Source organism: Lacisediminihabitans sp. (assembly GCF_036569425.1).
Lineage (GTDB): Bacteria > Actinomycetota > Actinomycetes > Actinomycetales > Microbacteriaceae > Lacisediminihabitans.
The window spans coordinates 13,907-37,924 of sequence record NZ_DATCQQ010000027.1 but is presented as its reverse complement, the minus strand read 5'-3'; the positions used below and the strand labels follow the sequence as shown (position 1 = coordinate 37,924).

The 24,018-nt window shown below is 67.9% G+C and carries 23 protein-coding genes; 6 read left to right on the top strand and 17 right to left on the bottom strand.

Translation table 11 applies throughout. The features are described 5' to 3' along the window. The first annotated feature begins 53 nt into the window (after positions 1-53). Positions 54-1,502, top strand: coding sequence for an NADP-dependent phosphogluconate dehydrogenase (gene gndA / locus VIM54_RS05455; protein ID WP_331899758.1), 1,449 nt, complete (start codon positions 54-56; stop codon positions 1,500-1,502). 44 nt (positions 1,503-1,546) lie between these two features. Here the strand turns inward: gndA and VIM54_RS05450 are convergent, their stop codons facing one another. The 10 genes from VIM54_RS05450 to VIM54_RS05405 form a co-directional block, all read right to left on the bottom strand. Next, positions 1,547-1,870 (bottom strand): L-rhamnose mutarotase, encoded by a 324-nt coding sequence (locus VIM54_RS05450; RefSeq protein WP_331899757.1) that lies wholly within the window; start codon positions 1,868-1,870, stop codon positions 1,547-1,549. Between the two features lie 10 nt (positions 1,871-1,880). After that, on the bottom strand, positions 1,881-2,642 hold the full coding sequence (locus VIM54_RS05445) for an SDR family oxidoreductase (RefSeq protein WP_331899756.1): 762 nt from the start codon (positions 2,640-2,642) through the stop codon (positions 1,881-1,883). Then, complete coding sequence (locus VIM54_RS05440; RefSeq protein ID WP_331899755.1) at positions 2,639-3,490, bottom strand: fumarylacetoacetate hydrolase family protein; 852 nt, start codon at positions 3,488-3,490, stop codon at positions 2,639-2,641. Before VIM54_RS05440 ends, VIM54_RS05445 begins: the two co-directional genes overlap by 4 nt. 66 nt (positions 3,491-3,556) lie before the next feature. Beyond that, positions 3,557-4,660 carry a Gfo/Idh/MocA family oxidoreductase gene (locus VIM54_RS05435; protein ID WP_331899754.1) on the bottom strand — a complete coding sequence of 368 codons (1,104 nt, stop codon included), beginning with the start codon at positions 4,658-4,660 and terminating at the stop codon, positions 3,557-3,559. A 13-nt stretch (positions 4,661-4,673) separates the two neighbouring features. After that, positions 4,674-5,624 (bottom strand): carbohydrate ABC transporter permease, encoded by a 951-nt coding sequence (locus VIM54_RS05430; RefSeq protein WP_331899753.1) that lies wholly within the window; start codon positions 5,622-5,624, stop codon positions 4,674-4,676. Further along, the gene (locus tag VIM54_RS05425) at positions 5,624-6,601 is read right to left on the bottom strand and encodes a sugar ABC transporter permease (RefSeq protein WP_331899752.1); all 978 of its coding nucleotides are present in this window, start codon (positions 6,599-6,601) and stop codon (positions 5,624-5,626) included. The genes VIM54_RS05430 and VIM54_RS05425 overlap by 1 nt, the downstream gene beginning before the upstream one ends. Before the next feature lie 125 nt (positions 6,602-6,726). Further along, the gene (locus tag VIM54_RS05420) at positions 6,727-7,923 is read right to left on the bottom strand and encodes an ABC transporter substrate-binding protein (RefSeq protein WP_331899751.1); all 1,197 of its coding nucleotides are present in this window, start codon (positions 7,921-7,923) and stop codon (positions 6,727-6,729) included. Between the two features lie 387 nt (positions 7,924-8,310). After that, a complete protein-coding gene (locus VIM54_RS05415; protein ID WP_331899750.1) occupies positions 8,311-9,198 on the bottom strand; it encodes an amidohydrolase family protein in 888 nt (295 codons plus the stop codon). A 37-nt stretch (positions 9,199-9,235) separates the two neighbouring features. Continuing rightward, positions 9,236-9,913, bottom strand: coding sequence for an RraA family protein (locus tag VIM54_RS05410; RefSeq protein WP_331899749.1), 678 nt, complete (start codon positions 9,911-9,913; stop codon positions 9,236-9,238). Further along, positions 9,900-11,078, bottom strand: coding sequence for a mandelate racemase/muconate lactonizing enzyme family protein (locus tag VIM54_RS05405; protein ID WP_331899748.1), 1,179 nt, complete (start codon positions 11,076-11,078; stop codon positions 9,900-9,902). Before VIM54_RS05405 ends, VIM54_RS05410 begins: the two co-directional genes overlap by 14 nt. A gap of 175 nt (positions 11,079-11,253) precedes the next feature. Here VIM54_RS05405 and VIM54_RS05400 point away from each other — a divergent pair, with 175 nt between their 5' ends. Next, complete coding sequence (locus VIM54_RS05400) at positions 11,254-12,015, top strand: FadR/GntR family transcriptional regulator (RefSeq protein ID WP_331899747.1); 762 nt, start codon at positions 11,254-11,256, stop codon at positions 12,013-12,015. On the opposite strand, the gene VIM54_RS05395 is transcribed toward VIM54_RS05400, so the two are convergent. From VIM54_RS05395 to VIM54_RS05370, 6 genes are all read right to left on the bottom strand, one after another. Next, positions 11,988-13,295, bottom strand: coding sequence for an L-fuconate dehydratase (locus VIM54_RS05395; protein ID WP_331899746.1), 1,308 nt, complete (start codon positions 13,293-13,295; stop codon positions 11,988-11,990). The two genes, VIM54_RS05400 and VIM54_RS05395, sit on opposite strands and share 28 nt — an antisense overlap. After that, on the bottom strand, positions 13,292-14,284 hold the full coding sequence (locus VIM54_RS05390) for an aldo/keto reductase (protein ID WP_331899745.1): 993 nt from the start codon (positions 14,282-14,284) through the stop codon (positions 13,292-13,294). The genes VIM54_RS05395 and VIM54_RS05390 overlap by 4 nt, the downstream gene beginning before the upstream one ends. Before the next feature lie 110 nt (positions 14,285-14,394). Further along, positions 14,395-15,411 carry a LacI family DNA-binding transcriptional regulator gene (locus VIM54_RS05385; RefSeq protein ID WP_331899744.1) on the bottom strand — a complete coding sequence of 339 codons (1,017 nt, stop codon included), beginning with the start codon at positions 15,409-15,411 and terminating at the stop codon, positions 14,395-14,397. A 39-nt stretch (positions 15,412-15,450) separates the two neighbouring features. Beyond that, positions 15,451-15,906: a MaoC family dehydratase gene (locus VIM54_RS05380; protein ID WP_331899743.1), complete on the bottom strand. Its 456-nt coding sequence runs from the start codon at positions 15,904-15,906 to the stop codon at positions 15,451-15,453. Continuing rightward, positions 15,906-17,039 (bottom strand): extracellular solute-binding protein, encoded by a 1,134-nt coding sequence (locus tag VIM54_RS05375; protein ID WP_331899742.1) that lies wholly within the window; start codon positions 17,037-17,039, stop codon positions 15,906-15,908. Before VIM54_RS05375 ends, VIM54_RS05380 begins: the two co-directional genes overlap by 1 nt. Positions 17,040-17,049: 10 nt before the next feature. Further along, complete coding sequence (locus tag VIM54_RS05370; RefSeq protein ID WP_331899741.1) at positions 17,050-18,270, bottom strand: CaiB/BaiF CoA-transferase family protein; 1,221 nt, start codon at positions 18,268-18,270, stop codon at positions 17,050-17,052. 225 nt (positions 18,271-18,495) lie between these two features. On the opposite strand from VIM54_RS05370, the gene VIM54_RS05365 reads away from it, so the two are divergent. Genes VIM54_RS05365 through VIM54_RS05350 form a run of 4 tightly spaced genes read left to right on the top strand, consistent with a single transcriptional unit; the run spans position 18,496 to position 21,870 of the window. Next, a complete protein-coding gene (locus tag VIM54_RS05365; RefSeq protein WP_331899740.1) occupies positions 18,496-19,518 on the top strand; it encodes a zinc-dependent alcohol dehydrogenase in 1,023 nt (340 codons plus the stop codon). Beyond that, entirely contained in the window at positions 19,515-20,273 is a 759-nt protein-coding gene (locus tag VIM54_RS05360) for an SDR family oxidoreductase (RefSeq protein WP_331899739.1), read from the top strand. Before VIM54_RS05365 ends, VIM54_RS05360 begins: the two co-directional genes overlap by 4 nt. Beyond that, positions 20,270-20,911, top strand: a complete 642-nt coding sequence (locus VIM54_RS05355; RefSeq protein WP_331899738.1) for a bifunctional 4-hydroxy-2-oxoglutarate aldolase/2-dehydro-3-deoxy-phosphogluconate aldolase — start codon at positions 20,270-20,272, stop codon at positions 20,909-20,911. The genes VIM54_RS05360 and VIM54_RS05355 overlap by 4 nt, the downstream gene beginning before the upstream one ends. Then, positions 20,908-21,870: a sugar kinase gene (locus VIM54_RS05350; protein ID WP_331899737.1), complete on the top strand. Its 963-nt coding sequence runs from the start codon at positions 20,908-20,910 to the stop codon at positions 21,868-21,870. The genes VIM54_RS05355 and VIM54_RS05350 overlap by 4 nt, the downstream gene beginning before the upstream one ends. 432 nt (positions 21,871-22,302) lie before the next feature. On the opposite strand, the gene VIM54_RS05345 is transcribed toward VIM54_RS05350, so the two are convergent. After that, positions 22,303-24,012: a long-chain-fatty-acid--CoA ligase gene (locus tag VIM54_RS05345; protein WP_331899736.1), complete on the bottom strand. Its 1,710-nt coding sequence runs from the start codon at positions 24,010-24,012 to the stop codon at positions 22,303-22,305. Between the last annotated feature and the right edge of the window lie 6 nt (positions 24,013-24,018).

Genomic DNA, 24,018 nt, shown 5'->3' with positions numbered 1-24,018 from the left:
GCCGGTAGCCTATATGAGGCGTTCCCGCCGCACTCGAGTCAAGGAGATCCATCGTGGTACAGGCAAACATCGGCGTAGTCGGACTCGCCGTGATGGGGTCGAACCTCGCACGCAACCTCGCGAGCCGCGAAGGCAACACCGTGGCCGTGTACAACCGCTCGTACGAGCGCACCGACCTGCTCGTCTCCGAGCACCCCGAGGCCGGGTTTGTGCCGTCGACCACGATCGAGGAGTTCGCCGCCTCGCTCAGCAAGCCGCGCACGGCCATCATCATGGTGCAGGCCGGGGCCGGCACGGATGCCGTGATCGACCAACTCGCCGCCGTGTTCGAACCGGGCGACATCATCGTCGACGGTGGCAACGCCCTGTTCACGGACACGATCCGCCGCGAGAAGAACCTCCGCGAGAAGAACCTCAACTTCGTCGGAGCTGGCATCTCCGGCGGCGAGGAGGGCGCGCTCAAGGGACCGAGCATCATGCCCGGCGGCTCAGCCGAGGCCTATCTGACCCTCGGCCCGATCCTCGAATCCATCGCCGCGGTCGTCGACGGCGTGCCGTGCGTCACCCACGTCGGCACCGATGGCGCCGGCCATTTCGTCAAGATGATCCACAACGGCATCGAATACGCCGACATGCAGCTCATCGCCGAGGCCTACGACCTCCTTCGCAACGTGTCCGGCCACTCGCCGGCCGCGATCGCCGACGTGTTCACCGAGTGGAACTCGGGCGACCTCGAGTCGTACCTCATCGAGATCACCGCCGAGGTGCTCAAGCAGGTCGACGCGAAGACGGGCAAGCCGTTCGTCGATATCGTGCTCGACCAGGCCGGCTCGAAGGGCACCGGAGTCTGGACCGTTCAGAATGCGCTTGACCTCGGCGTTCCGGTCGGCGGCATCGCGGAGGCCGTGTTCGCCCGAGCCGTTTCGAGCCACCCCGAGCAGCGCGCGGCCGTGCAGAAGAGCATCGACGCGCGCCCCGAGATCGCCGTGATCGGCGAGGGCACGGCCTTCGAAGACGACGTGCGCGCCGCGCTCTACGCCTCCAAGGTCGTCGCGTACGCGCAGGGCTTCGACGCGATCATCGCCGGCGCCGAGAAGTACGACTGGAACATCGACAAGGGCGCGATCGCAACGATCTGGCGCGGCGGCTGCATCATCCGCGCCCAGTTCCTCAATCGCATCGTCGAGGCGTACGCGAACGATGCGAGCCTGCCGACCCTGCTCGTCGACCCGTACTTCGCCAACGCGGTGAAGGAGGGCGAGGCTGCCTGGCGCCGCGTCGTCTCCACGGCCGCCCTCTCCGGCATCCCGCTTCCCGGCTTCGGCTCGGCGCTCAGCTACTACGACTCGCTCGCCTCGGAGCGCCTGCCCGCGGCTCTCGTGCAGGGACAGCGCGACTTCTTCGGTGCGCACACCTACAAGCGAGTGGATGCCGAGGGCACCTTCCACACGCTCTGGAGCGGCGACCGCACGGAGATCGAGTCCGCCGGCAGCAGCCACTGACTCTGACGGTTCTGAAAACGCAGGAAGGGAAAGGGGAAGGCTGCTCAGTCGAGGTGGAACACCTCGGGCAGCACTTTCCACCAGTCGCCCTCTGCACGATCGGGCAGGGGGCGCTGGAGCGGTTCGCACAGCGCCCACCACTCCTGCGTCGTCGGGTCTGCGGCGATCGCGGCCATGTCGGCCTCGAGATCGTCTCCGACGTACTCCATGTACGAGATCAGCAGTTCGCCGTGCCGGTAGATGGAGTAATTGGTCACGTTGCTCGCGGTGAGTCTGGCGAGCACGCCGGGCCAGACAGCGGCGTGCAACCGCTCGTACTCTTCGATGCTCTCGGCCGGGAGGCCGATCACCGAGGCGATGCGCTTCATCGATTTCTCCTTAGCCGGCTGGCGTGACGGGGCGCACGCGCAGGTTGTGCACGCCGCCGTCCACCTCGAGGGCGGTACCCGTCGTGGAGGCGGAGAGCGGGCTCGCGAGGTAGAGGATCGCGCCGGCGACCTCCTCGGGCGTCACCATGCGACCGGTCGCCTGGCGGGCGTCGAGGGCCGCTCGCTCGGCCACCGGATCGTCGAACTTGGCGAGCATCCGGTCGACGAACGGCGTCGCGACCGTGCCGGGACTCACGCAATTGACCCGGATTCCCTCCCGCACGTGATCCGTCGCCATCGCGAAGGTCAGGGCGAGCACCGCCCCCTTCGACGCGCCGTAGATGGCACGCTGCGGCAGGCCGTTGAGCGCGGCGATCGAGCACACGTTGACGATCGCGGCGCACGGCGACTTCCGCAGCCACGGCAGGGCGGCGGCCGACACGCGGGCCATGCCCACGACGTTGATGTCGAGCACGCGGGCCCACTCGGCGTCGTCGTTGTCTTCCACGGTGCCGACCGCGCTGATGCCTGCGTTGTTGATCACGATGTCGATGCGGCCGAACCGCTCGCCGACCGCCGCGATCGCAGCCTGCACCGACGTCCGATCGGAGACGTCGGCCACGAACCCTTCGAGGGGAGTCGGGATGCCGTCTGGTGCGAGGTCGAGCACCGCGACGGTCGCTCCCCGCTCGGCGAGCGAGCGAGCGGTCGCGAGGCCGATTCCGGATGCCCCGCCCGTGACGACCGCGACGAGTCCGTCGAATTCACTCATGCCTGAACCAGTTCCTGTCGGGCACGGCCGAGGCCGTCGATCTCGAGTTCCACCACGTCGCCGGCGCGGAGGTATGGTTTACCGGGCAGGCCGAGGGCGACCCCGGCCGGCGTGCCCGTGTTGATGAGGTCGCCGGGGTTCAGCACCATGAACTGGCTGAGGTACCAGACGACGTGCCGGATGCCGAAGATCATGTTCGCGGTCGTTCCGTTCTGCCGAAGGGCGCCGTTCACCCACAGCCGCAGGCCGAGCGCCTGCGGGTCGGCCACCTCGTCGGCGGCGACGAGCACCGGGCCGAGCGGGTTGAACGTCTCGCAGCTCTTGCCCTTGTCCCACTGGCCGCCGCGCTCGAGCTGGAACTCGCGCTCGGACACGTCGTGCGAGAGCACGTAGCCGGCGATGTGGGCGTCGGCGTCCTCGGGCGAGTCGAGGTAGCGAGCCGTCTCGCCGATGACGATGCCGAGCTCGACCTCCCAATCGGTCTTCACCGACCTGCGTGGAATGAGAACCTCGTCGAAGGGTCCGACGATCGTTGACGGGTCCTTCATGAACACGACTGGTTCCGCCGGGATCGCCGCGTGCGTCTCTTCCGCGTGATCGCGATAGTTGAGGCCGATGCAGACGATCTTGCCCGGGCGGGCGATGGGGGCCCCCACGCGCAAGGCAGCGGCATCCGCGATCTCCGTCAGCGACCCGGCATCGAGGGCGGCACGCGCCCTGGCGATGCCGTCGCTCGCGAGGAATGCCCCGTCGATGTCCGTCGTGAGCGCGGAGAGGTCGAAGCTTCTTCCGTCGCGCTGGATGACCGGAATCTCGGTTCCAATCGCGCCCAATCGTGCCAGTGTCATTGAACTCCTTGGTTGTGCTCGGCGGTTGACGGTTCGTGCCCGGACGCATGGTCAGAGCGGGAGGGGTCAGGCTGGATCGTACTGCGGCACGATGCCCTCGCGCCGCTGCGACTCGTAGGCGGCCTCGACGACCGCCATCGTTCGGAAGACATCGTCGACGCTCGTCGGGAGCTCGGACACCGAGCCATCGACGAAGCGCTGGAGCGCGCCCATTGAGCCGATGAAAGCGTCGGGAAACCAGGACCCGTCGAACGGGAGCGGGCGCCAACCCCTGTCTTTCTCGGCGAGCAGCTGGTACTCGAGCCGGTCCTCCCCTCCCGTCGGGTAGTCGAGCAGCAGGCCCATCTGGGCGCGGATCGCCCCCTTGGTGCCCTCCCACTTGATGAAGCTCTCCTCGTACTTGGGCCCGAACGCGTGGTCGTGGTTGGTGCTGACGACGACACGGATGGGGCGGCCGTCGTAGCGGAGGATGATATTCGATCGCGTGTTGGCGATGTCGTGCTTGAGAGGATGCGGCTCCGTCACGGCGCTCACGCCGGTCGGGTCGCCGAGGAACGAGCGCACGAGGTCGAGGTAGTGCACGCTGTGCATGTTGATCTCGAGCCGGTCGAGCCCGAAGACGTGCGGGAACTGGTGCCAGGGCGTGTCGACCGAAACGCGGATCTCGAGGTCGTAGAGCTCCCCGATTCCGCCGGACGCGAGCAGCGCGCGAGCCACCGCCACGTACGGCGCGAATCGCAATTGCGTGTTGACCGCGGCGACGAGCCCCTTGCGGTGGCAGACCTCGAGCAACGCGCGACCGGCGGCGAGGTCCTGGCCGAGGGGCTTCTGGATGAGCACCGGTGCGCCGTCGGGGAGCGCCTCGAGCACGTCAAGGTACTGCTCCGGCATGAGGGCGATGTCGAACACCGCGTCTGCGGGCGCCGCGGCAACCGCATCGGCGACCGAGCCGAACACGCGCTCGACGCCGAACTCGTCCGCGAGGGCCTGCGCGCGGGCGATCGTGCGATTGTAGATGCCGAACACCGGGAAGCCTGCCTTGCGATAGGCGGGCAGATGGGCATCCTTCACGATGCCGCCGGCGCCGAGGATCACGATCGGGCGCGGGTTCGTCGGCGGCTCGAGCGTGTATGCCTCGGCCGGGTGGAACTCGGCGAATGATTCCGTCATGGTCGCTTCGCTATCAGCCCTTGACCGCGCCGACAGTCTGGCCGCGCATGAGAAAACGCTGCGCCCCGATGAAGACGACGAGCAGCGGGAGCATCGTGACGAACGTCGCGAGGGCCAGCTGCGGCATGTACAGCTTCACGTCGAGGCCGGCGGCGGTCGTCGGGTTGAAGAGCGGGCTCGACCCGATGAGGTCCTGGATGCCGATGGACACCGTCTTGTTGTTGAAGTTGGAGGTGAGGAGCGCTAGCGGGAGGAAGAAGTTCGTCCAGTTGGCAACGAAGGAGAAGAAGGCCACGAGGGCGATCGCCTGGCGCGAGATCGGCGTCGCCACCCGGAAGAAGATCGCCACCTCCCCGAGACCGTCGATGCGGGCGGCCTCCACGAGTTCGGGCGGCATCGTCGTCATGAAGTGGATGTACGACAGGTAGACGCCGAAGGGGAAGAAACCCATGATCACGAGCACCGGCCACAGCTGGCCGACCGCGCCGACCGCGTTGACCTCGAGAAAAAGCGGGATCACGAGCACGGTGTTGGGCATGACCATCGTCAGGAGGGTGATCACGAGCACGGTGCGCCGAAACCGGAAGCGCAGCCGCGCGAGAGCGTAGCCGGCCGGGATCGCCGCGAGCACCGCGAGGAGCGCCCCGCCCACCGAAACGAAGAGCGAGTTGCCCATCCACTGCAGGAAGACACCGCGGTTGTCCGCACCGCCGAAACCCATGACCTGGCTCCAGCTGTAGATGGCGTTCTGGATCGACACCCCGCCGAGGCCGAGGAAGCCGTCCGATCCGCTCGCCACGGCGTCGTTGCTGCGGAACGCCACCGCCACGAAGCCGATGATGGGAAACATGAAGAGCACCGCCACGAAGCTCATCGTCGCGATGCGCGCGATGCGACCGACCGTCCATTGCTTGCTGCCAACGACGTCGTGCGTCTCGTGGTCGAGAACCGCCCTGCGTGCCATTACTTCTCCTCCTCGCCGAACAGACCGCTGCGGAACACGATGATGAGACCGATCGCGAGTGTGATCACGAGCACCACGAGCGACATCGCAGCGGCGGCCGGGAAGTTGGCGTTTGAGAACGCGAACCAGAACCCCAGCTGGGTCGGGGTGTACTGGTCGGGCAGCGCCCCTCCCGCCACCTGGTCGAGCAAATATGGTTCGAGAAAGAGCTGGAATCCGTACGCCAGGTTCATGAGCGCGGCGTATCCGATCCAGGGCCGGATGAGCGGGAGCTTGATGCGCCAGGCCAGGTGCCACGCGTTCGCGCCATCGATGCTCGCGGCTTCGAAGATCTCCTCCGGGATTCCATTGAGACCACCGTTGACGATGACGACCCACGTGCCGATGCCTTGGAAAAAAAGCATCGCCGTGAGGATGATCGGGAGCGTGCCAGGTGTCGCCACCACCGCCTTGATGGTTCCGAAGCCGAGGGTGTGCCAGAGTCCGGCGATCGGCGACTGGGTGGGGTTGAGCAGGTAGACCCAGAGCATGAGGTTGGCTACTCCGGTGAGTGCCCCAGGGATGTAGTAGATGAATCGCATCGAGTTGCCGAACCGGCCCGGGCTCGCATGAACGAGCAGCGCGAGACCGACGATGCCGACGATCATGAGCGGCAACCAGATGACGAGCACCGAGAAGATGTTGATGAAGGTCTGGGTGAAGCGGTAGTCGGTAAACGCCGTGACGAAGCTGTCGAAACCGCCGAAGCCCGTGAGATTCGGCTCGAGGTTGGTCGGCGTCTTCTGCAGGCTCACGAAGATCGCGTACACGATCGGGATGATCCCGGCGATCATGAGCAAGACGATGTAGGGCGCGAGGAGCGTCCACGCACCCCGGGTTTCGATTCTGCGGAGCAGTCGTCGACGCCCTCCGGCGGTGCGATGACGCTCGTGCGTCGGCGCGGGGGCGACGGGGCGAACGGCGGTTCCAAAAGTCATGTGCTGCATCCTCGGAGCGACTGGCGGGTGGTCTGGTGGTACTTGGTCAGCTGAGCCAACTGTGACACGTCAGGGGGTGCGGGGCCACAGGCGCCCACACCCCCCGACTGCTCAGATTCCGGTGGTTACTTCGAGGTGACCACCGTGTAACCCTGCGACTTCGCCTGGTTATTGAGGTCGGTTCCGAAGGCGGTCCACGCGTCAGCGAAACTCTTGCCCGCGACGAGGGCCGGAGCCACCGTCTCGGTCCAGACGCTTCCGGTGCTGTATAGCTGGTACTTGTGGCCGCTCGGCACCGCGCTGATCGCCGGCTTGAACGACGCGAACGTCGCCGCCGTGTCCGCGTAGTAGCTCGCCGCCGACTGCTTGGCGATCCAGGCATCCTGAACCGCCTTGTAGGCCGGCAGACCCGTCGACAGGTCGACCTGCCAGGCAGGGTCGCTTACGACGAACTTCATGAACACCTCGGCGTTCTTGAGTTGCTTGCCGGTGATGTGCGACGAGAGGCCCCACAATCCGCCGCCCTCGTCACCCGTGGACGGCTTGGATTCGCCCTTCCACTTGAGCGGGGTGGTCGCCTGCATCTGCCCGGCCGGGATCTTCCACGTCTGGTTGAACAGGTAGTCGCCCCACCACACGGCGCCGGGGCTCATGACGAGGTTCGGTCCGACCTTCGCCGCGTCGGCGTCGAAGATGCCGGATGTCGACAGGGCCTTGCCGTCGTACAGCGTCGTGAGCAGATCCTTGGCCCGCTGGCACTTGGGGTCATCGAGGTTGATGAGCACCTTGGTGCCGGACACCGTGTCGTTGGTCGAGCAGTCCGCGGCCCAGAGGTAGCGGTCGGGGGCGTAGGCGTCGCCGGTGAACCCGCTGATCATGCCCGGGTGCTCCTTGGCGATCTTCGCACCGAGCGTGGCGTACTCCTCCCACGTGGTCGGGAGCGTGTAGCCGTTGTCCTTGAAGAACTTGGCGTTGTACCAGAACACGTCGGGCGCCGCGTCGTTGCGGAGGCAGCGGGTGGCCCCGCCGATGTCGCACATCGAGAGCACAGCCGGGTCGTAGCCGCTCACCACGTCTGGCATGAGCTTTCCCACGTCGGCAGCATAGTTGCTCTTGGCGGATGTCGCCCACGCGATGTCGTCGTTGGACGGGAAGAAGATGGCATCAGGCCATCCCTTCTTCGCCGCGTCGAACTGTGCGAACTGCTGCTGCACCGTCTTGCCGCCGACCGTGCCGTCGATCTGCACGATGTTGATGGGAATCTCGGGGTGCGCCTTCTTGAACGCGTCAGCCGCCGGCACACGCGGCGGGTCGACCCACACGGTGATCTTTCCACCCGAGTCCGTCTGGGTGCCTCCTGTGCTTGATCCGCCGTTGGAACAGCCCGATAGGGCGAGTCCCGCAATGACGAGAGTCGCCACAGCCGTACTCGCCGACAAGAACCTCTTTGTCTTCATTGACACTCCTTGTGATGTTGAGGCGCCGACAGCACGCCTTGGGGTAACTGTCGCGTGGTGCGTTGCGCGGATCCCGCCGCTCGTGCTCAAACGTTATACCAATTTTCGCGGTGCAGCAAACGTTTGATCACTGTACTTCCTGCTGGATCTCGCGAGCCTCATCGTACTATAGATCGGATGAATTGAGTCATAATTTAGGTCAAATCGTGACAAAAGGGGCAAAATACCCTCGAACCGAGGCTAGTGATTGGATTATTCGGTCGAGAGAGCGGATTGCGGACTCCGGTCGCGCGCGGAGAGGCCGTAGAACTCCGTGGCCGTGCCGGCGAGCACGCGGTCGCGGTCGGCCGGGTCGAGCTCGTCGAACAACACGGAGAGGCCGTCCCACACCCGGTCGTACCCACCGGCGAGGAGTGAGATCGGCCAGTCTCCGCCGTACATGAGCCGATCGGTTCCAAAGGTGTCGCACGCGTGCAGGAAGAAGGGACGAACGCTCTCGGGCGTCCAGGCCGCGGCATCCGGCGTCGCCGAGTAGAGTCCGCTCACCTTGGCGTAGACCATAGGGTTGCTCGCGGCTTCGGCGATGAGCCGCCACCACGGCTCGCGGGAGTCAAGCCCGATCGGCGGCTTGGCGAGGTGGTCGATCACGATGCGCAGGTCCGGGTGTCTCTCGGAGATGATCGGAACGAGCTCGAGGTGCCGTGGCAGCACCGCCACGAAATCGAAGGTCACACCGGCCCGCTCGAGCACCCCGAGACCGGCGTCGACCTCCGGCCGCAGCAGCCAATCCGGGTCGGCCCTGGTGTGAATGAGGTTGCGCACTCCGACGACAAGCGGATTGCGGCGCAGCTCGGTGAGGTCGCGCTCGGCGTCGTCCGGACGGTCGAGGGGAACGAAGGCGACAATGGCCGCGATCTCCGGATTGGCCGCGGCGACCTCGACCATGAGTTCGGTGTCTTCGGCATTGTCCGCCGATTGCACGAGCACCGTCGAGGTCACGCCGGCGCGTGTGAGCGACGGACGCAACTCGTCGAACCCGATCGCCCGGTCGATGGGGGCGAGTTCGGGCCCTAGCCAGTCGTAGGCCGCCCGCGCGGGGTCCCAGACATGCTGGTGTGCGTCAATGATTTCTCGAGCCATCAGGCTCCTCCATTCCTCACGGGCGTGAGCAGTGCGCTTACAACACCCGGTGCCTGTTCCAGACCTCGCGCAGCGAATCGCCGGCGAGCAGCTCCTGAAGCACGGTCGACTCGCGACTCGCCCTCTCCCGGGCGAGCGCAAGCACGCGCGTCTCACTCGATCGTGGCACGACGACTACTCCGTCATCATCCGCCATGACGAGGTCTCCCGGCCGGATCACCACCCCCGCGACAGTCACGGCGCTGTTCGTCGCCACCACGCGCATGCGGCCGCGGTAGTCGATGGGACGTCGCGACCGGGAGAAGGCGGCAAAGCCGAGGCCGGCGATCTTGTCCGTGTCGCGAAGATTGCCGTCGGTGACGACGCCGACGGCACCTGCGCCGATCGCGGCCGCGCTGAAGAGCTCGCCCCAGAAGGCCGACTCGTTGCTCTCATCGGTGGCGATCACCACGATCTGGCCGGCTCCGATCGAATCTATGAAGTCGATTGCGTCCCGGTACGGGTCGTCGAGGTCGGCGTCGAGCGACGGGGCGAACTGCGCCGTCACGGCGCGTCCGAAGGCCCGCGATCCGGCGACGAGCGGTTCGAGTCGTCGCTGCAACACCTGCTCGCGCAGGCCGGCCGCGTCGAGAGAGTCGCTCAGGATCGCCGAGGTGAGCCTCTCGTCCCCGGGCTCCGGCACGAAGCCCCGCTCGCCGTTGTCAACGGATGACATGGCCACCGCCAGCGACGAAGACGAATTCGCGTTCGAGCTCGGGCGTGAGCGCTATGCCGAGGCCCGGCGACGTCGGCGCGTGGATGGCCCCGTGCTCGAACCGCACCGGGTCCACGAGGAGAGCGTCCCGCAGCGGATTGGGGAGCGTGCAGAACTCGAAGAGCTCGACGTGGGGCTCGGCGAGCACGGTGTGCAGGTTGGCCGAGAAGGTGACGCCGCTCCCCCACACGTGCGGCACGCACGCGAGCCCGGCCGAGTGGGCGAGGCCGGCCACTCGGGAAAAGGCCAGGGGACCACCGACGAAGCTGACGTCCGGCTGGGCGATGTCGATGCCTCCAGCGGCGATGAGCTCGGCGAACTCGCGCACCGTGCCGCTCGACTCGACTCCCGAGATGGGCACGGAGAGCGCGCCGCGCACGCGCGCGAAGCCCCGAAGATCGTCCGCCTGGCAAGGTTCCTCGAACCATCGGGCGCCGAGTCGCGCGGCGACCTCTCCCACACGAATGGCGTCGTCGACCGCCCACGGCGACGAGGCGCATGCCTGAACGGCGTCGATGACGAACCGGGTGCCGGCCGGCAGCCGGGACACGACGTGTTCGAGGAGCGCGATGGTCGTGTCAGGGTCACGCATGGCGCGGAACTTGACCGTGCCGAACCCGGTCGCGACCTGCGCGGATGCCCACTCGGCGATCTCGTCGAAGGTCGTGCCGAGTCCCCCACTCGCGTATGCCTCGATGGTCGAGCGCCGGGCGCCACCGAGCAGGTCGTACGCCGGCACGCCGTTGCGCTTGCCGACGGCGTCAAGGCACGCGGTCTCGATCGCGCCGGCGACCCCGCCCAGAATCCCGCCCCGCGACCAGAACGCGGTGTACGCCCTCAGGTGATCGGCGACCTCAAGAGGATGCCCGAAGTCGTGATCGAGGAGGTACGGGGCGAACGCCTCGACGATGCCCGGCACGGCGACCGCCGCCATGATTCCGGCGCCGGCCTCGCCAACCCCCGTCGTGCCGTCGGAGAGCGTGACCTCGACGAGCGCGGCATCCCACGAGACGATCGTGCCGCCGACCCACGTCAGTTCGTCGCCCGGCGCGTAGCGAGCCGAGAGCAGCACTGGCCGCACGCCCACCACGCTGAATGAGGTCTCGGCGGCTGGGGATTCGTTCATCGCACTGTCCTCGTCATTGAGCTGGGCCTGTCATCGGATCACGATTTCATCCGATGTATGGAGTTAGAGGGTTAAACCGTACCGTTCTTGGTCACTTCGTGCCATATTGATCAGATGATTAAGCGCCATGACCGCTCCTCCTCGAGCCCGAGCGGGCCCGCCGTAGAATGTGCCCATGAGTACCGCTGCGCCTGACACCGAGCCGGATGTCGCGCACACCGCGACCGGAGGCTCCCAGACCGACGTCGTCTTGCAGGGCGTCAAGCGCATGATCACGAGCGGCCAACTGGGCCCTGGCTCGCGCCTGCCGATCGAGAAAGACCTCGCGGTGTCGCTCGGAGTCTCGCGCGGATCGCTGCGCGAGGGCGTTCGCGCCCTGTGCATCATGGGCGTGCTCGAAACCCGCCAGGGCGACGGCACCTACGTGACGTCGCTCGACTCCAAGCTCCTGCTCGCCCCCATGGGGTTCATGGTCGACCTGCAGACCCCGGAGCACCGGCACGACCTGCACGGCGTGCGCCGCGTGCTCGAGTCCGAGGCCGCATCGCGCGCCGCGCTCTACATCTCCGACGAGCAGCTGGCGAAGGCCGCAGAGACCCTTGCCGCCGTCGAGCCGCTCGTGCTCGCCGAGAAGATCACCGACCACGAAGCCATCATGGAAGCCGACGTCGCCTTCCACCGGATCGTCGCGGAGGCCGCGGACAACGCGGCACTCGCCGCGCTCATTGACGCGCTCGCCAACCGCACGATGCGGGCCAGGATCTGGCTCGGCCTGCACCGGCAGGGGCAGGTGCTCACCGCCCACAGGGAGCACCTCGCCATTCTGCACGCCCTCGAGGCCAGGCAGCCCGATCGCGCGCGGCTGCTCATGGGCCACCACCTCCTCGTGGTGGAGGATTCCATTCAGGATCAGCCGGTGATCGACGAGGACCAGTAGCCACCGTTCGGAAAGCTGAACTCGGCGACGGACGACTCGAACATCTCTGCGCTGTAGCCGGGGGCGGTCGGAAGAAGGTACGCGCCGTTTTCGACGACGCACGGCTCGACGAAGTGCTCGTGCAAGTGGTCGACGAATTCGGTGACGCGGCCGTCGAGGCTGCCGGAGACGGCGACGTAGTCGAAGATCGACAGGTGCTGCACGAGCTCGCACAGCCCGACCCCGCCGGCGTGCGGGCAGACCGGAACGCCGAACTTCTTCGCCATGAAGTACACGGCAAGAATCTCGTTGACGCTGCCGAGTCGCGCCGAGTCGAGCTGGCAGTAGTCGATCGCCTCGGCCTGGAACATCTGCTTGAAGAGCACGCGGTTCATGCCGTGCTCGCCGGTGGCGACGCCGATCGGCGACACCGCCTTGCGGATCGCGGCGTGACCGAGCACGTCGTCCGGGCTCGTCGGCTCCTCGATCCAGAGCGGCTTGAACTCGGCGAGCTCGCCGATCCACTCGATCGCCTCCGGCACGTCCCAGACCTGGTTCGCGTCGATCATGAGGTTGGCGTCCCAGCCGATCACCTCGCGAGCGATGGCGAGGCGTCGGTAGTCGTCCGCGCGATTGGCGCCGACCTTGAGCTTGACGTGGCGGTAGCCCTCATCCACGGCCTCCCGAAGAAGGCGGCGGAGCTTTTCGTCGCTGTAGCCGAGCCAGCCGGCGCTCGTGGTGTAGCAGGGGTAGCCGGATTCGGTGAGCTCGGCGATGCGGTCACCGCGCGTCGGCGCCAGCTCGGTGAGCATCGCGACGGCCTCGTCGCGCGTGATCGCGTCCGAGAGGTACCTGAGGTCGGCCGCGTCCACGAGCTGCTCAGGCGTCATGTCGACGAGCAGCCGCCACAGCGGCTTGCCGGCGACCCGCGCCGCGAGATCCCACATCGCGTTCATCACCGCCGCGAGGGCGAGGTGCACGACGCCCTTCTCCGGCCCGAGCCAGCGCAACTGCGAGTCGCCCTGGAGCTCCCGGTAAACTGCCCCGAGGTCCGCCACCGAGTGCTCGACGGACTTGCCGACGAGAGGGATTCCGCGCTGGCGGGCCGCTTCGACGCAGAGGTCGTTGCCCCGCCCGATCGTAAACGTGAATCCGTAGCCCTTGAGCTCCGGATCGTCGGTGTGGATCACGACGTAAGCGGCGGAGTAGTCGCCGTCCTTGTTCATCGCATCCGAGCCGTCCATGCTCAGGGAGGTGGGAAACCGCACGTCGTGCGTGGTCACTGCGGTGATGGTGGTCATCGGTGTCTTCCTGTCAGGAACGAGGTGGGCAGGAGTCCCGCGGAACGCAGGTCGCTCCAGAGCTCCTCGGGAATCGGGGTGAGATAACGCTCGACGCTCCCGGCGACCTGGCGCGGGTCGCGGGCGCCGACGACGACCGAGACGACGGCCGGGTGCAGGAGCGGGTAGGCGAGCGCGGCGGCGGGCAGGGTCACGCCGTGGCTCTCGCAGATCTCCGCGATGCGCGTGGCGCGAGCGATGACCTCGGCCGGCGCCTGTTCGTAGTTGTACTTCGCGTCGGACGCCGGCCGATCGCGACTGAGCAGTCCTGAGTTGTAGACGCCGGCGACGACAACACCCACCCCGCGCTCGCTTGCGATCGGAAGGAGATCGTCGAGCGCGCCCTGCTCGAGAAGCGTGAAGCGACCGGCCACCATCACCAGGTCGATGTCGGCCACCCGGATGAGCTCGGCGAGCGCGGCCGATTGGTTCATTCCGGCGCCGACGGCCCGAACGAGTCCCTGCTCACGCAGCTCGATGAGCGCGCCGATGCCCGTCGTGGACGCCTCGGCCCAATGGTCGTCCGGGTCATGCAGGTAGAGCACGTCGATGCGGTCCAGCCCGGTACGTTTGAGGGTCGCCTCGACCGAGCGAAGGATGCCGTCGCGGCTGAAGTCCCACACCCGCTTGAGGCTGGCGGGAACGACGAAACCCTCTCCATCGGTGAGGTGGGCGGTCTCGGGGCTCGGTTCCAGAACCCGACCCACCTTGGACGAGACGACGAACTCGTCGCGCGGGCGGGAGGCGAGGGCCGCGCCGAGCCGACGCTCGGACAACCCGAGTCCGTAGTGCGGTGCCGTGTCGAAATACCGGATGCCGGATTCCCACGCCGTGTCGACGGCCGCCGTCGAATCGGCGTCTGTGGTCTCCCGGTAGAGGTTGCCGAACTGCGCCACCCCGAGACCGAGTTCGGTGAGTGGGAGCCCGCGCTTCGTCGCGCGAATCCGCATTGCCTATCCTTTCGCCGTCTCCGGCAATCATAGGCTAAACATTAGATGTATTTGGCGACTTAACGCCAAATATGGGCGTGCGATGCGAAATCCACCCTAATTGGTCGGCTCTATACGCTCCGGGGCGAGGCGGTCGACCCGCGAATGATGAGCTCGGGCGGCGGATCGGTGACTACGACGTCCTCGACCTTGCCCTCCGTGATCCGCTCGAAGATGGCTTTCATCGCGTGGCGCCCCAGCTCGTAGAGCGGCATTCGCACCGTCGTGAGAGGGGGCCATGTCGTCTCAGCGGTCCAGGCGTCGTGGATCGCGACGATCGAGAGATCTTCCGGCACCCGGATGCCGAGCACGCGCGCCTCGAGCAGCGCGCCGAGCGCGGCGTTGACATTGGCCACGACGACTGCCGTCGGCCGCTCGGGCAGCGCGGCGAGTTCGCGAAGGGCCTCGCGGCCCTGGCGAGGTTCGTAGCCGAGCGTCGTGACGAGGTCGTCGTCGATCGCGAGCCCGGCGTCTTCCATCGCCGCACGGAAGCCGATTCCGCGGCGCACCGCGGTGTCGGTGTGCGGTATGCCGTTGAGGAGGCCGATGCGGGTGTGGCCGAGTCCCACGAGGTGTTCGACGGCGATGCGGGCGGCGCGTTCGTCTTCGAGGGCCACCGATCCGACGTGCCCGCGGTGGGTCGAGTTGATGAGCACGGCAGGCACCCTGCCGCCGAGCAGGGTCGTGAGGTCCTCCGGGCGCATGTTATCCCCGACCTGCACGAGGACGCCGTCGACCCTGCCCTCTCCGATGAGCCGGGGGATGGATTCCTCGCCGGGCGGCATCCCCTCCGCGCGCGCGAGCAGCACCATGTAGCCGTTCGCGTGGGCTTCCTCCTCCACGCCGCGCATGAGCTCGGTGAAGATCGCGTTCGTGAGGTCGGGAACGACGAGCGCGACGACATTCGTGCGCGAGAACTTGAGCGCACGTGCGGCGAAGTTGGGCCGGTAGTCGAGCTCGCGGGCAGCGTCGTGGATGCGCTGCCGGGTCTCAGCGCTCACTCGCGCGCTCGGCGCATTACTCAGGACGCGGGAGACCGCCGAGATGGAGACCCCGGCGAGCTCGGCCACATCGCTCAGGGTTGCCATGCGCCCGGGGTTGCCATTTGCCCAGTGTAGAACGCGCAGCTACGCTCGGGATCGCTTGTTGACGAGGTACAGGTGCACGAGGGCGAGCACGGTTTCGCCGCGCTGGTTCTGCACCGTCACCCGCTCGTGAACGTGACCCCGGGCATCCGGAAGCTTCGGGTCATCGACCGCCTCGCTGATCTCCGCGGTGACCGTGATGGTGTCGCCGATGAAGACCGGCCGGATGAAGCGGATGCGGTCGTAGCCGTAGCTCATGGCCTGCGGATTGATCTCGCCGGCGGTCATGCCGACCGCGACGGACAGGATGAGCGTGCCGTGCGCGATGCGCTGGCCGAACGGCTGCGTCGCGGCCCACTCGGCGTCCATGTGGTGAGGAAAGAAGTCGCCCGTCTGGCCGGCGTGCAGCACGATGTCCGCCTCGGTGATCGTGCGCCCGACGGTCTGGCGTGTCTCGCCGATCTCGTAGTCTTCGAACCAGCGGTCGACGGTCTGCATCAGTCCTCCAAGAGGTAGTCGGCGACGCCGTCGTTCAGACGGCTCACGAGTTGGGCATCGTCCAGGCCGCCCGCGAGCGCGAGCGTGACGAGGGGCGACAGGGCATCCTGAAGCTCGATGTAGCGCGCGGCTCGGGGCCTGAGGTACGCACCTTCGAGGGTACGGCGCGTGCCGCGGAAGAAATCGAGCGAGTCGGCGTTGGTACGGTCGCTCTCCCACGCCACGGCATTGCCGGGCTGGCCGCCGCCGTCGTAGTAGACGCCTTCCTGCACTTCGGCCGAATCGAGCCAGAACGCGTGCGCGATGGCCTCGTCCGGGTGGCGCGTTCGCGCCGAAACCGCGATGCCGGCGCCGCCGAGCAGCGAGCCGTCGACACCCTGCGCACCGGCCGGGATGTCGACGTATTTGAGCCGATTCGGCCGGAACCCGGCGCGGGAGTAGTTTGTGTAGCCGAACAGCAGGGGCGAGTAGACCCAGCGGTCGCTTTCGCTGAGCGCGTCGGCGGCCTGGATCGGATTCCAGCCGAGGTTGTCGGCCGGCACGAGCGCGACGAGCTCGCGCATGAGCTCGAGCACGGGGAGGGCCGTCTCGAGCGTCAGGAAGACCCCTGGCTCGCGCATCGGCGGGGTTCCGCTGTTCGCCGCGATCGTCACGAAGCTCGAGAAGGCGTCGATCGGTTTGGTCGGCCAGAGCACCCTCCCCTCCCGAGCGAGCGCGAGCACGGCCTCCCAGTCGCGCGGCGGCTCGGCGATGAGGTCGGGGCGAAAGGCGGCCACCTGGGCCGCCGCGTCCGTCGCGAGGCCGTACTGGTGGCCGCCGTGCGAGTAGCTCTCGTGCGATCGTCCGACCGATTGGGTCGCGAGGAGCGCGAGCTCGTCGTCGTAGCCCTGGCCGTCGAGCCGCGCGAATAGCCCCTGCTCGGCGGCGATGGGGATGTGCGGGTGGTCGATCACGAGCAGATCGAAGTCCTCGACGAGCCGATCGATCGGATGGTCGGCGAACGCCTGCAGCGAGCGGAACTCCCACCGCACCTCCACATCCGGGCGCACTGCCCGATAGGCCTCGGCCGCGGCGACGACGCTCCCGTACCCGCGGGCATGCTCCCACGTGATGCCGTAGAGGATTGTGGTCACTGGCGTGCCATCACTGTGCCGCCGATGCCTGGGCCGCCGATGCCGGAGCGACCGAGGTCGGGGCGAACTCGTCGCGCACCGACCGGTTGTGCTGCCCGAGCAGTGGCGCAGGCACCGCGCTCCGCAGCACGTGACCGTCGATGCGGATGGGGCTTCGGGTGGTCGTGAGGGTGACCGGCCCCTCACCGAGGTTGGTTGTCTCGCGAGTCACGCTCTGGGTCATCGCGATCGCGGCGAAGCCCTCGTGCTCGACGAGTTGTTCGAGGGTGAGCACCGGCGCACACCACACGTCCGCGGCATCGAGCACCGTGAGCCAGTGGTCTGTGTCGGCGGTCGCGAACCGTGCGGCGAGCGCTTGCTCGATGCGCTCCTGGTCGTCCCACCAGCTCTGCGGGTCGACGAGGGCCTCGAGCTCCGGCAGCCCGAGGAGCGCCCCGATCTTCGTCACCGGGTTCATCGCGAGGGCGATGTAGCCGTCGCTCGTGGGATAGGTGCCGTACGGCGCGGAAAGGAACGCGTGCGCCGAGTGCTCCCCGTGGCGCTCGACCGTGACCGTCTGGTCGTTGAGGTGCGTGCTCAGCAGTTCGAACTGCAGGTCGAGCATCGCCTCGAGCAGGCTCGTTTGCGCGTGCCCACCCTCGCCGGTGCGAAACCGGCGCACGAGGAGTGCCGTGACGCCCTGCGCGATGTGGCAGCTCATGAGGTGGTCGGCGATCGACACCCCGACCGGCACCGGGCCGTCGTCGCGGGAGCCGCTCAGCCAGGGCAGTCCGGAGACCGCCTGGGCGAGCAGATCCTGGCCCGGCCGATCTTTCCACGGTCCGCTATCGCCGTAGCCGGTCGCGCTGCCGTAGACAATGCCCGGATTGATCGCGCGCACCGACTCGTAGTCGAGGCCGATGCGTTCCATTACCCCCGGCCGGAAGTTCTGGATGATGACGTCTGCCCGCGCGACGAGCCGCCTGATGTAGTCGAGGTCGTCGGCGTTCTTGAGGTCGGCGGTGATTCCCTCCTTGTTGCGGTTCATCGCATGAAAGGAGATCGTGTCTCCGTCGGCGGTCCGGCCGGCGAATGCGAGCGTTCGGCCGATGTCCCCGCCCTGCGGCCTCTCGATCTTGATGACCCTCGCTCCGAGGTCGGCGAGGCGCATCGCTGCGACCGGTCCGGCGAGAAACTGGCTGAAGTCGAGCACCAGGATTCCCTCGAGAGGTCGAATCAACTCGGCAGGCATCGTTCCTCACCTTCTCTTTCGTTCACGCTGTCGCGGTGTGCCAGAAGGAAGTTTCGCGGTCACAACCACCAGTGGTCAATCGTTTGTTCAATGCTAGTTAGTTCGCCGCTCCGCCGCAAGACGGCGCTACGCGCTGTCAGCGGATCCATTCGCCAAAAACTGCGGAGGCGGTGCACAATGGGTGCAGCGAGTGAAATCATCAGATCAATACGAGAGGCCGAGTCAGTGCTGACTGCGAGTTACGTGGGCGACCACACCATCGAAGTGACCGAGGCAGAGGCCGTCGCCCCCGCTGCGGGTGAGGTGCAGATCCGGGTGGCCTACACGGGACTGTGCGGCACCGACCTGCACATCCTGCACGGCAATATGGATGCCCGGGTCGAGACCCCGCTCGTGTTCGGCCACGAAATGAGCGGCACCATCGCCTCGATCGGCGACGGTGTCGTCGGCTGGTCGACCGGGGACCCGGTGACCGTCATGCCGCTCGAGTGGGACGGCACCTGCCCGGCGTGCCTCGCCGGAAACCAGCACATCTGCCAGAACCTGAACTTCATCGGAATCGACTCCCCCGGATCGCTCCAGGGCCTGTGGAACGTGCCGGCCGAGGTACTCGTGGCGCTCCCCGCCACCGTTCGGCTCGACCACGCGGCCCTCGTCGAACCCGTCGCCGTCGCCGTGCACGACGTGCGCCGGTCGCAGCTCGCCCCCGGGCAGAAGGCCGTCGTGATCGGCGGCGGCCCCATCGGGGTGCTCATCGCGACGGTCGCGCGCGAGTTCGGCGGCGATGTCGTGGTGATCGAACTCGACCCCAAGCGCCGCGCGCAGATCGAGAGCCTCGGCTTCGCGACGCTCGACCCGCGGGAGACCGACCAGGTCGCGTGGGTCACCGAGTGGACCGGCGGCGCGGGAGCCGACGTCGTCTTCGAGGTCTCCGGCGCCGCGGCCGCCGTGCTCGGGGCCACCGACCTCGCCAAGGTTCGCGGCACGATCGTCGTCGTCGCCATCCACCCCACCCCGCGGGAGATCAACCTGCAGCGGGTGTTCTGGCGCGAACTGAGCATCCTCGGCGCCCGCGTCTACCAGCGCGTGGACTTCGAGACCGCCGTCGAGCTCGTGTCGCGGGGCGTCATCCCCGCCGACCTGCTCATCACCCGCATCGTGCCGCTCACGGGCACCCAGCAGGCGTTCGACGACCTCGAGAACGGCCGCGCGATGAAGATCCTCGTCGACGTGCAGGCGCGCGCATGAGCGGCCTCTTCGACCTCACCGGGCTCACCGCCGTCGTCACGGGGGCTAAGCGGGGAATCGGCTTCGCCATGGCGGAGGCCCTCGCCGAGGCCGGAGCCGACATCATCGGGGTGAGCGCCACCCTCGAACCGACCGGGAGCACGATCGAGGCCGCCGTCACCGCGCACGGTCGATCCTTCACCGCACTGCAGACCGACTTCTCCGACCGGGCGGCCGTCGTCGACCTCGCCGCCCGGCTCGCGGCCGAACGCGTCGACATCCTCGTCAATAACGCCGGCACGATCGAGCGCGCCCCGGCGGCCGAACACCCGATCGAGTGGTGGGACCGGGTGATCGAGGTCGACCTCACGAGCCAGTTCCTGCTCACCCAGGCTGTCGGCCGCTCGATGCTCGAACGCGGCCGAGGAAAGGTGATCTTCACGGCATCGCTCTTGAGCTTCCAGGGCGGAATCAACGTTCCCGGCTACACGGCGGCGAAGTCCGGCATCGCCGGCCTCACCAAGGAACTCGCGAACGAATGGACGAGTCGTGGCGTGAATGTGAACGCGATCGCGCCCGGCTATATCGCGACGGACAACACCCGGGCGTTGCGCGACGACGATGGCCGATCGCGCAGCATCCTCGAACGCATACCCGCTGGGCGCTGGGGCCGGGCGTCCGATCTCGCCGGGGCCACCGTATTCCTCGCGTCGCCCGCCTCCGACTATGTCTCGGGCATCACGCTCCCCGTCGACGGAGGGTGGCTCGGACGATGACGAGCGAGCGGGTTCTCGAGCTTCTGGCCGGCATTCGGATCGTGCCCGTCATCGTGATCGACGACGACGCCTACGCGTCGGAGGTGGCCGCCGCGCTGTCTGTCGGCGGCATCCGGTGCGCGGAGATCACCCTGCGGACCCCGGCCGGCCTCCGCGCGATCGAGGCCGTCGCCGGCGCCGAAGACTTCGTCGTGGGAGCCGGGACGGTGCTCACGGCCGAACAGGTCGACCAGTGCGTCGACGCCGGTGCCGAATTCATCGTGAGCCCCGGTTTCGACGACGAGGTCGTCGAGCGCGCACAGCATCACGGCATCGCCGTGCTGCCCGGCGTCGCCACGGCGACCGAGATCCAGCGTGCGATCCGCGCCGGCCTCGACGCCGTCAAGTTCTTTCCGGCCGATCGTCTCGGCGGGCTCGAGACCATTCGGAGCCTCGCCGCGCCGTTCCCCGGCCTGCGATTCGTGCCGAGCGGAGGCGTCACCGTCGGCAACGCGCTCGAGTACCTCGCGCATCCCGCCATCCTCGCCGTGAGCGGAAGCTGGATGGCCACTCGCGACCTCATCCGCGCCGGCGACTTCACGACGATCCAACGACTGAGCGCCGAGGCGAGCGCGCTCGTGGCCGGGATCCCATCGTGACGACCTCCTGCGTCGTGACCATCGGCGAGACGATGGCCATGTTCCGGGCGACGAGCCTCGGCGGCATCGACCTCGTCTCGGACTTTCGGCTCGGCATCGGCGGGGCGGAGAGCAACGTGGCGATCGGTCTCGCGCGGCTCGGCGCGCCCGTGACCTGGCTCGGCCGGGTCGGCGAGGATTCCCTCGGCCGGCGAATCACCAGGGAGCTGATGGCCGAGGGGGTCGACGCCCGCGCGATCGTCGACGGGGCGGCCGCCACCGGGCTCATGATCAAGGAGCGGCGCACGAGCGATGCGACGCGGGTGCTCTACTACCGCGCGGGCAGCGCCGGCAGCCGGTTGGCTCCCGCGGATGTCGCCGGCGTCGCCATCGCCGAGGCGGCGCTCCTGCACGTGACCGGCATCACTCCCGCGCTCTCCGCGTCCGCGTCGGCCGCCGTCGATGCCGCCGTGGACGCCGCCGTCGCCGCTGGCGTGCCTGTGTCGTTCGACGTGAACCACCGCGACGCCCTGTGGACCGGGCGCGACGCCTCGGCGGCCTATCGCCGGCTCGCGGCGAGGGCGACGATCGTGTTCGCCGGAGAGGACGAGGCACGGCTGCTCGTGCCGGACGCCGACGGGACCGGCGGGTGGCCGCTCGCCCTCGCCCGAGCGATCGCCGAACTCGGTCCGCGCGAAGTGGTCATCAAGCGCGGCGAACTCGGCGCCATCGCCCTCGTCGACGGCGTGCCGTTCGAGCGGGACGCGATCCGCATCCGCCCGGTCGACACGGTCGGCGCTGGCGACGCCTTCGTCGCCGGATACCTGGCCGAGCGGCTCGCCGGACTCCCCGTGCCGCAGCGGCTGGACACCGCGGTACGCACCGGGGCGTTCGCGTGCCTCAACCATGGCGATTGGGAGGGCTACCCGAGGCGCGACGAACTCGGCCTCCTCGACGCGACGGACCCCGTCACGCGCTGACAAGCCGTTCGCCTCGCGCGGGATCGCGGGGCGAATGGCACACTGGTGGGTGATGTCCGAAGAAAACGAGCACCCAGAGCTTGCCGGCTATGAGCCGGGTGACGGCCGTCCGCTGCGCAGCCCGCGGCTCGTGCTCGTCATGCGCTTCGTCGTGATCGTCGGGATCGCGTGCCTCGTGCTCCCCGGGGTGTTCACGACCGTGTCGGTCGCGTCATCCACCGCCGAGGCGGCGTGCATCGCGTGGGTCGCCTACGAAGCGCCAGAAGCTCGAGGGGCATCCGCCCGCTTCGAGATCTTCGGACCGGGCGGAATCGGCTGGGAGTGCTACACGGTCGGGGCCTTCGGCGGCGACAGGCGTGTCGCATCGCTCGGGCTCATCCCGATGTCGCCGAAACTCTCCCGGGTGCCCGTTCCGGGGACGAATTCCCAGGGTCAGTTGCCGGCAAGCAGCCTGTCACGCACGTCGCGACGCAGCACCTTGCCGATGAGGGACTTAGGCAACTCCTCGACCGCGACGATGCGCCTCGGCACCTTGTACGCCGCGAGGCACGTGCGCGCGTAGTCGCGAATCGCCTTCTCGTCGAGTTCCTTGCCCGGCGCGAGCACGACCGCGGCGACGACATCCTCACCGCTGTGCGCGCTCGGCAGGCCGACGACCGCGACCTCTGCAACATCCGGATGCGCCCTCAGGGCGTCCTCGACCTCGCTCGGCGCGACGTTGAAGCCGCCGATGATGATGAGCTCCTTGATCCGGTCGACGATCGACACGAATCCGTCGGCGTCGATCCTCACGATGTCGCCGGTGCGGAACCACGGCCCGGCGTCGTCTCCGTCCGCCGCCGGCACGAAGACCGCGGCCGTCTCATCCGGTTTCTTCCAATAGCCGGAGAATACCTGCGGTCCGCGAACGATGAGCTCGCCGTCGTCGCCGGGTGCGCGGTCCACCGTTGGCCGCTCGGGGTCGACCACGCGCACCTCGGTGTTCGGCAGCGGCAGTCCCACGGTGCCCGCACGCCTCGACGGGCCGACGGGATTGGCCATGAGCACCGGGCTCGTCTCGGAGAGGCCGTAGCCCTCGACGAGATAGCCGCCCGTCTGAGCCTCCCAGGGCTCGACGACGGATGCCGGGAGCGGCATGGCTCCGGAGATCGCGATCTCGATCCCCGCAAGCGACACCCCCGTCTCCTTCGCGGCCGTCATGAGCCGCGCGTAGATCGGCGGCACGGCGGGCAGGAAGGTGGCCGGACGCTTCTTCACGACGGCGAGAACGAGCGCGGGGTCGAACTTGGGGAAGAGCACGAGCCGCGATCCCATGCTCATCGCGAAGGTCAGGCAGAGCGTGAGGCCGTAGGCATGGAACATGGGCAAAACGGCATACACGACCGACGTGCCGCGTTGCACGGTCGGCACCCAGGCGCGCGCCTGCGCGGCGTTCGTCGAGAGATTGCGGTGGGTGAGGGTCGCACCCTTGGGCAGGCCGGTCGTTCCGCTCGTGTACTGGATGACCGCGACGTCCGCGGCTCCCGGCCGAACGATGTGCCCGTCGACCGGAGAGTTCTCGAGGAGCTTCTCCCAGGTGACGGTGCCGCGCACCGGGGTCGTGAGCGCCGAGCGTGAGGCCCGCGCCCGCCCGATCGGCAGCCGCAGCAGCGTCCGAGTGGTGAAGGGCATGGCCCTCGTGACGTCGACCGACACGACCGTGTCGACCGCGACATCCTCGGGCAGTGCCTGCACCGTCGCCACCACGTTGTTCCAGACGATGGCGAACTTCGCGCCGTGGTCCTCGAACTGGTGGCGCAGCTCGCGCGGCGTGTATAGCGGGTTGTGTTCGACCACGATCGCGCCGAGGCGCAGCACGGCGTAGAAGGCGACGACGTGCTGCGGGCAGTTCGGCAGCACGAGGGCCACCGTGTCGCCCTTCTGCACCCCGAGCACGCGGAGTCCCTCGGCGGCGCGGAGGATCTGGTCGCCCAGTCCGGCGTAGGTGGTCGTGCGCCCGAAGAACTCGAGGGCGACGTTCTGGCCGAACTCGGCGACCGAGCCCTCGACCAGGTCGTAGAGGGATCCCTCCGGCACCTCGATGTCGTGCGGCACGCCCTCGGCATAGCTCGCGAGCCAGGGCCGTGGCGTCGTGATCGTCATGGCGCT

Coding starts and splice junctions, on each gene's coding strand:
- VIM54_RS05450 (WP_331899757.1), bottom strand. CDS start 1,870: ATGAAGCGCATCGCCTCGGTGATCGGCCTCCCGGCCGAGAGCATCGAA.
- VIM54_RS05445 (WP_331899756.1), bottom strand. CDS start 2,642: ATGAGTGAATTCGACGGACTCGTCGCGGTCGTCACGGGCGGGGCATCC.
- VIM54_RS05440 (WP_331899755.1), bottom strand. CDS start 3,490: ATGACACTGGCACGATTGGGCGCGATTGGAACCGAGATTCCGGTCATC.
- VIM54_RS05435 (WP_331899754.1), bottom strand. CDS start 4,660: ATGACGGAATCATTCGCCGAGTTCCACCCGGCCGAGGCATACACGCTC.
- VIM54_RS05430 (WP_331899753.1), bottom strand. CDS start 5,624: ATGGCACGCAGGGCGGTTCTCGACCACGAGACGCACGACGTCGTTGGC.
- VIM54_RS05425 (WP_331899752.1), bottom strand. CDS start 6,601: ATGACTTTTGGAACCGCCGTTCGCCCCGTCGCCCCCGCGCCGACGCAC.
- VIM54_RS05415 (WP_331899750.1), bottom strand. CDS start 9,198: ATGGCTCGAGAAATCATTGACGCACACCAGCATGTCTGGGACCCCGCG.
- VIM54_RS05410 (WP_331899749.1), bottom strand. CDS start 9,913: ATGTCATCCGTTGACAACGGCGAGCGGGGCTTCGTGCCGGAGCCCGGG.
- VIM54_RS05405 (WP_331899748.1), bottom strand. CDS start 11,078: ATGAACGAATCCCCAGCCGCCGAGACCTCATTCAGCGTGGTGGGCGTG.
- VIM54_RS05400 (WP_331899747.1), top strand. CDS start 11,254: ATGAGTACCGCTGCGCCTGACACCGAGCCGGATGTCGCGCACACCGCG.
- VIM54_RS05395 (WP_331899746.1), bottom strand. CDS start 13,295: ATGACCACCATCACCGCAGTGACCACGCACGACGTGCGGTTTCCCACC.
- VIM54_RS05390 (WP_331899745.1), bottom strand. CDS start 14,284: ATGCGGATTCGCGCGACGAAGCGCGGGCTCCCACTCACCGAACTCGGT.
- VIM54_RS05385 (WP_331899744.1), bottom strand. CDS start 15,411: ATGGCAACCCTGAGCGATGTGGCCGAGCTCGCCGGGGTCTCCATCTCG.
- VIM54_RS05380 (WP_331899743.1), bottom strand. CDS start 15,906: ATGCAGACCGTCGACCGCTGGTTCGAAGACTACGAGATCGGCGAGACA.
- VIM54_RS05370 (WP_331899741.1), bottom strand. CDS start 18,270: ATGCCTGCCGAGTTGATTCGACCTCTCGAGGGAATCCTGGTGCTCGAC.
- VIM54_RS05360 (WP_331899739.1), top strand. CDS start 19,515: ATGAGCGGCCTCTTCGACCTCACCGGGCTCACCGCCGTCGTCACGGGG.
- VIM54_RS05355 (WP_331899738.1), top strand. CDS start 20,270: ATGACGAGCGAGCGGGTTCTCGAGCTTCTGGCCGGCATTCGGATCGTG.
- VIM54_RS05345 (WP_331899736.1), bottom strand. CDS start 24,012: ATGACGATCACGACGCCACGGCCCTGGCTCGCGAGCTATGCCGAGGGC.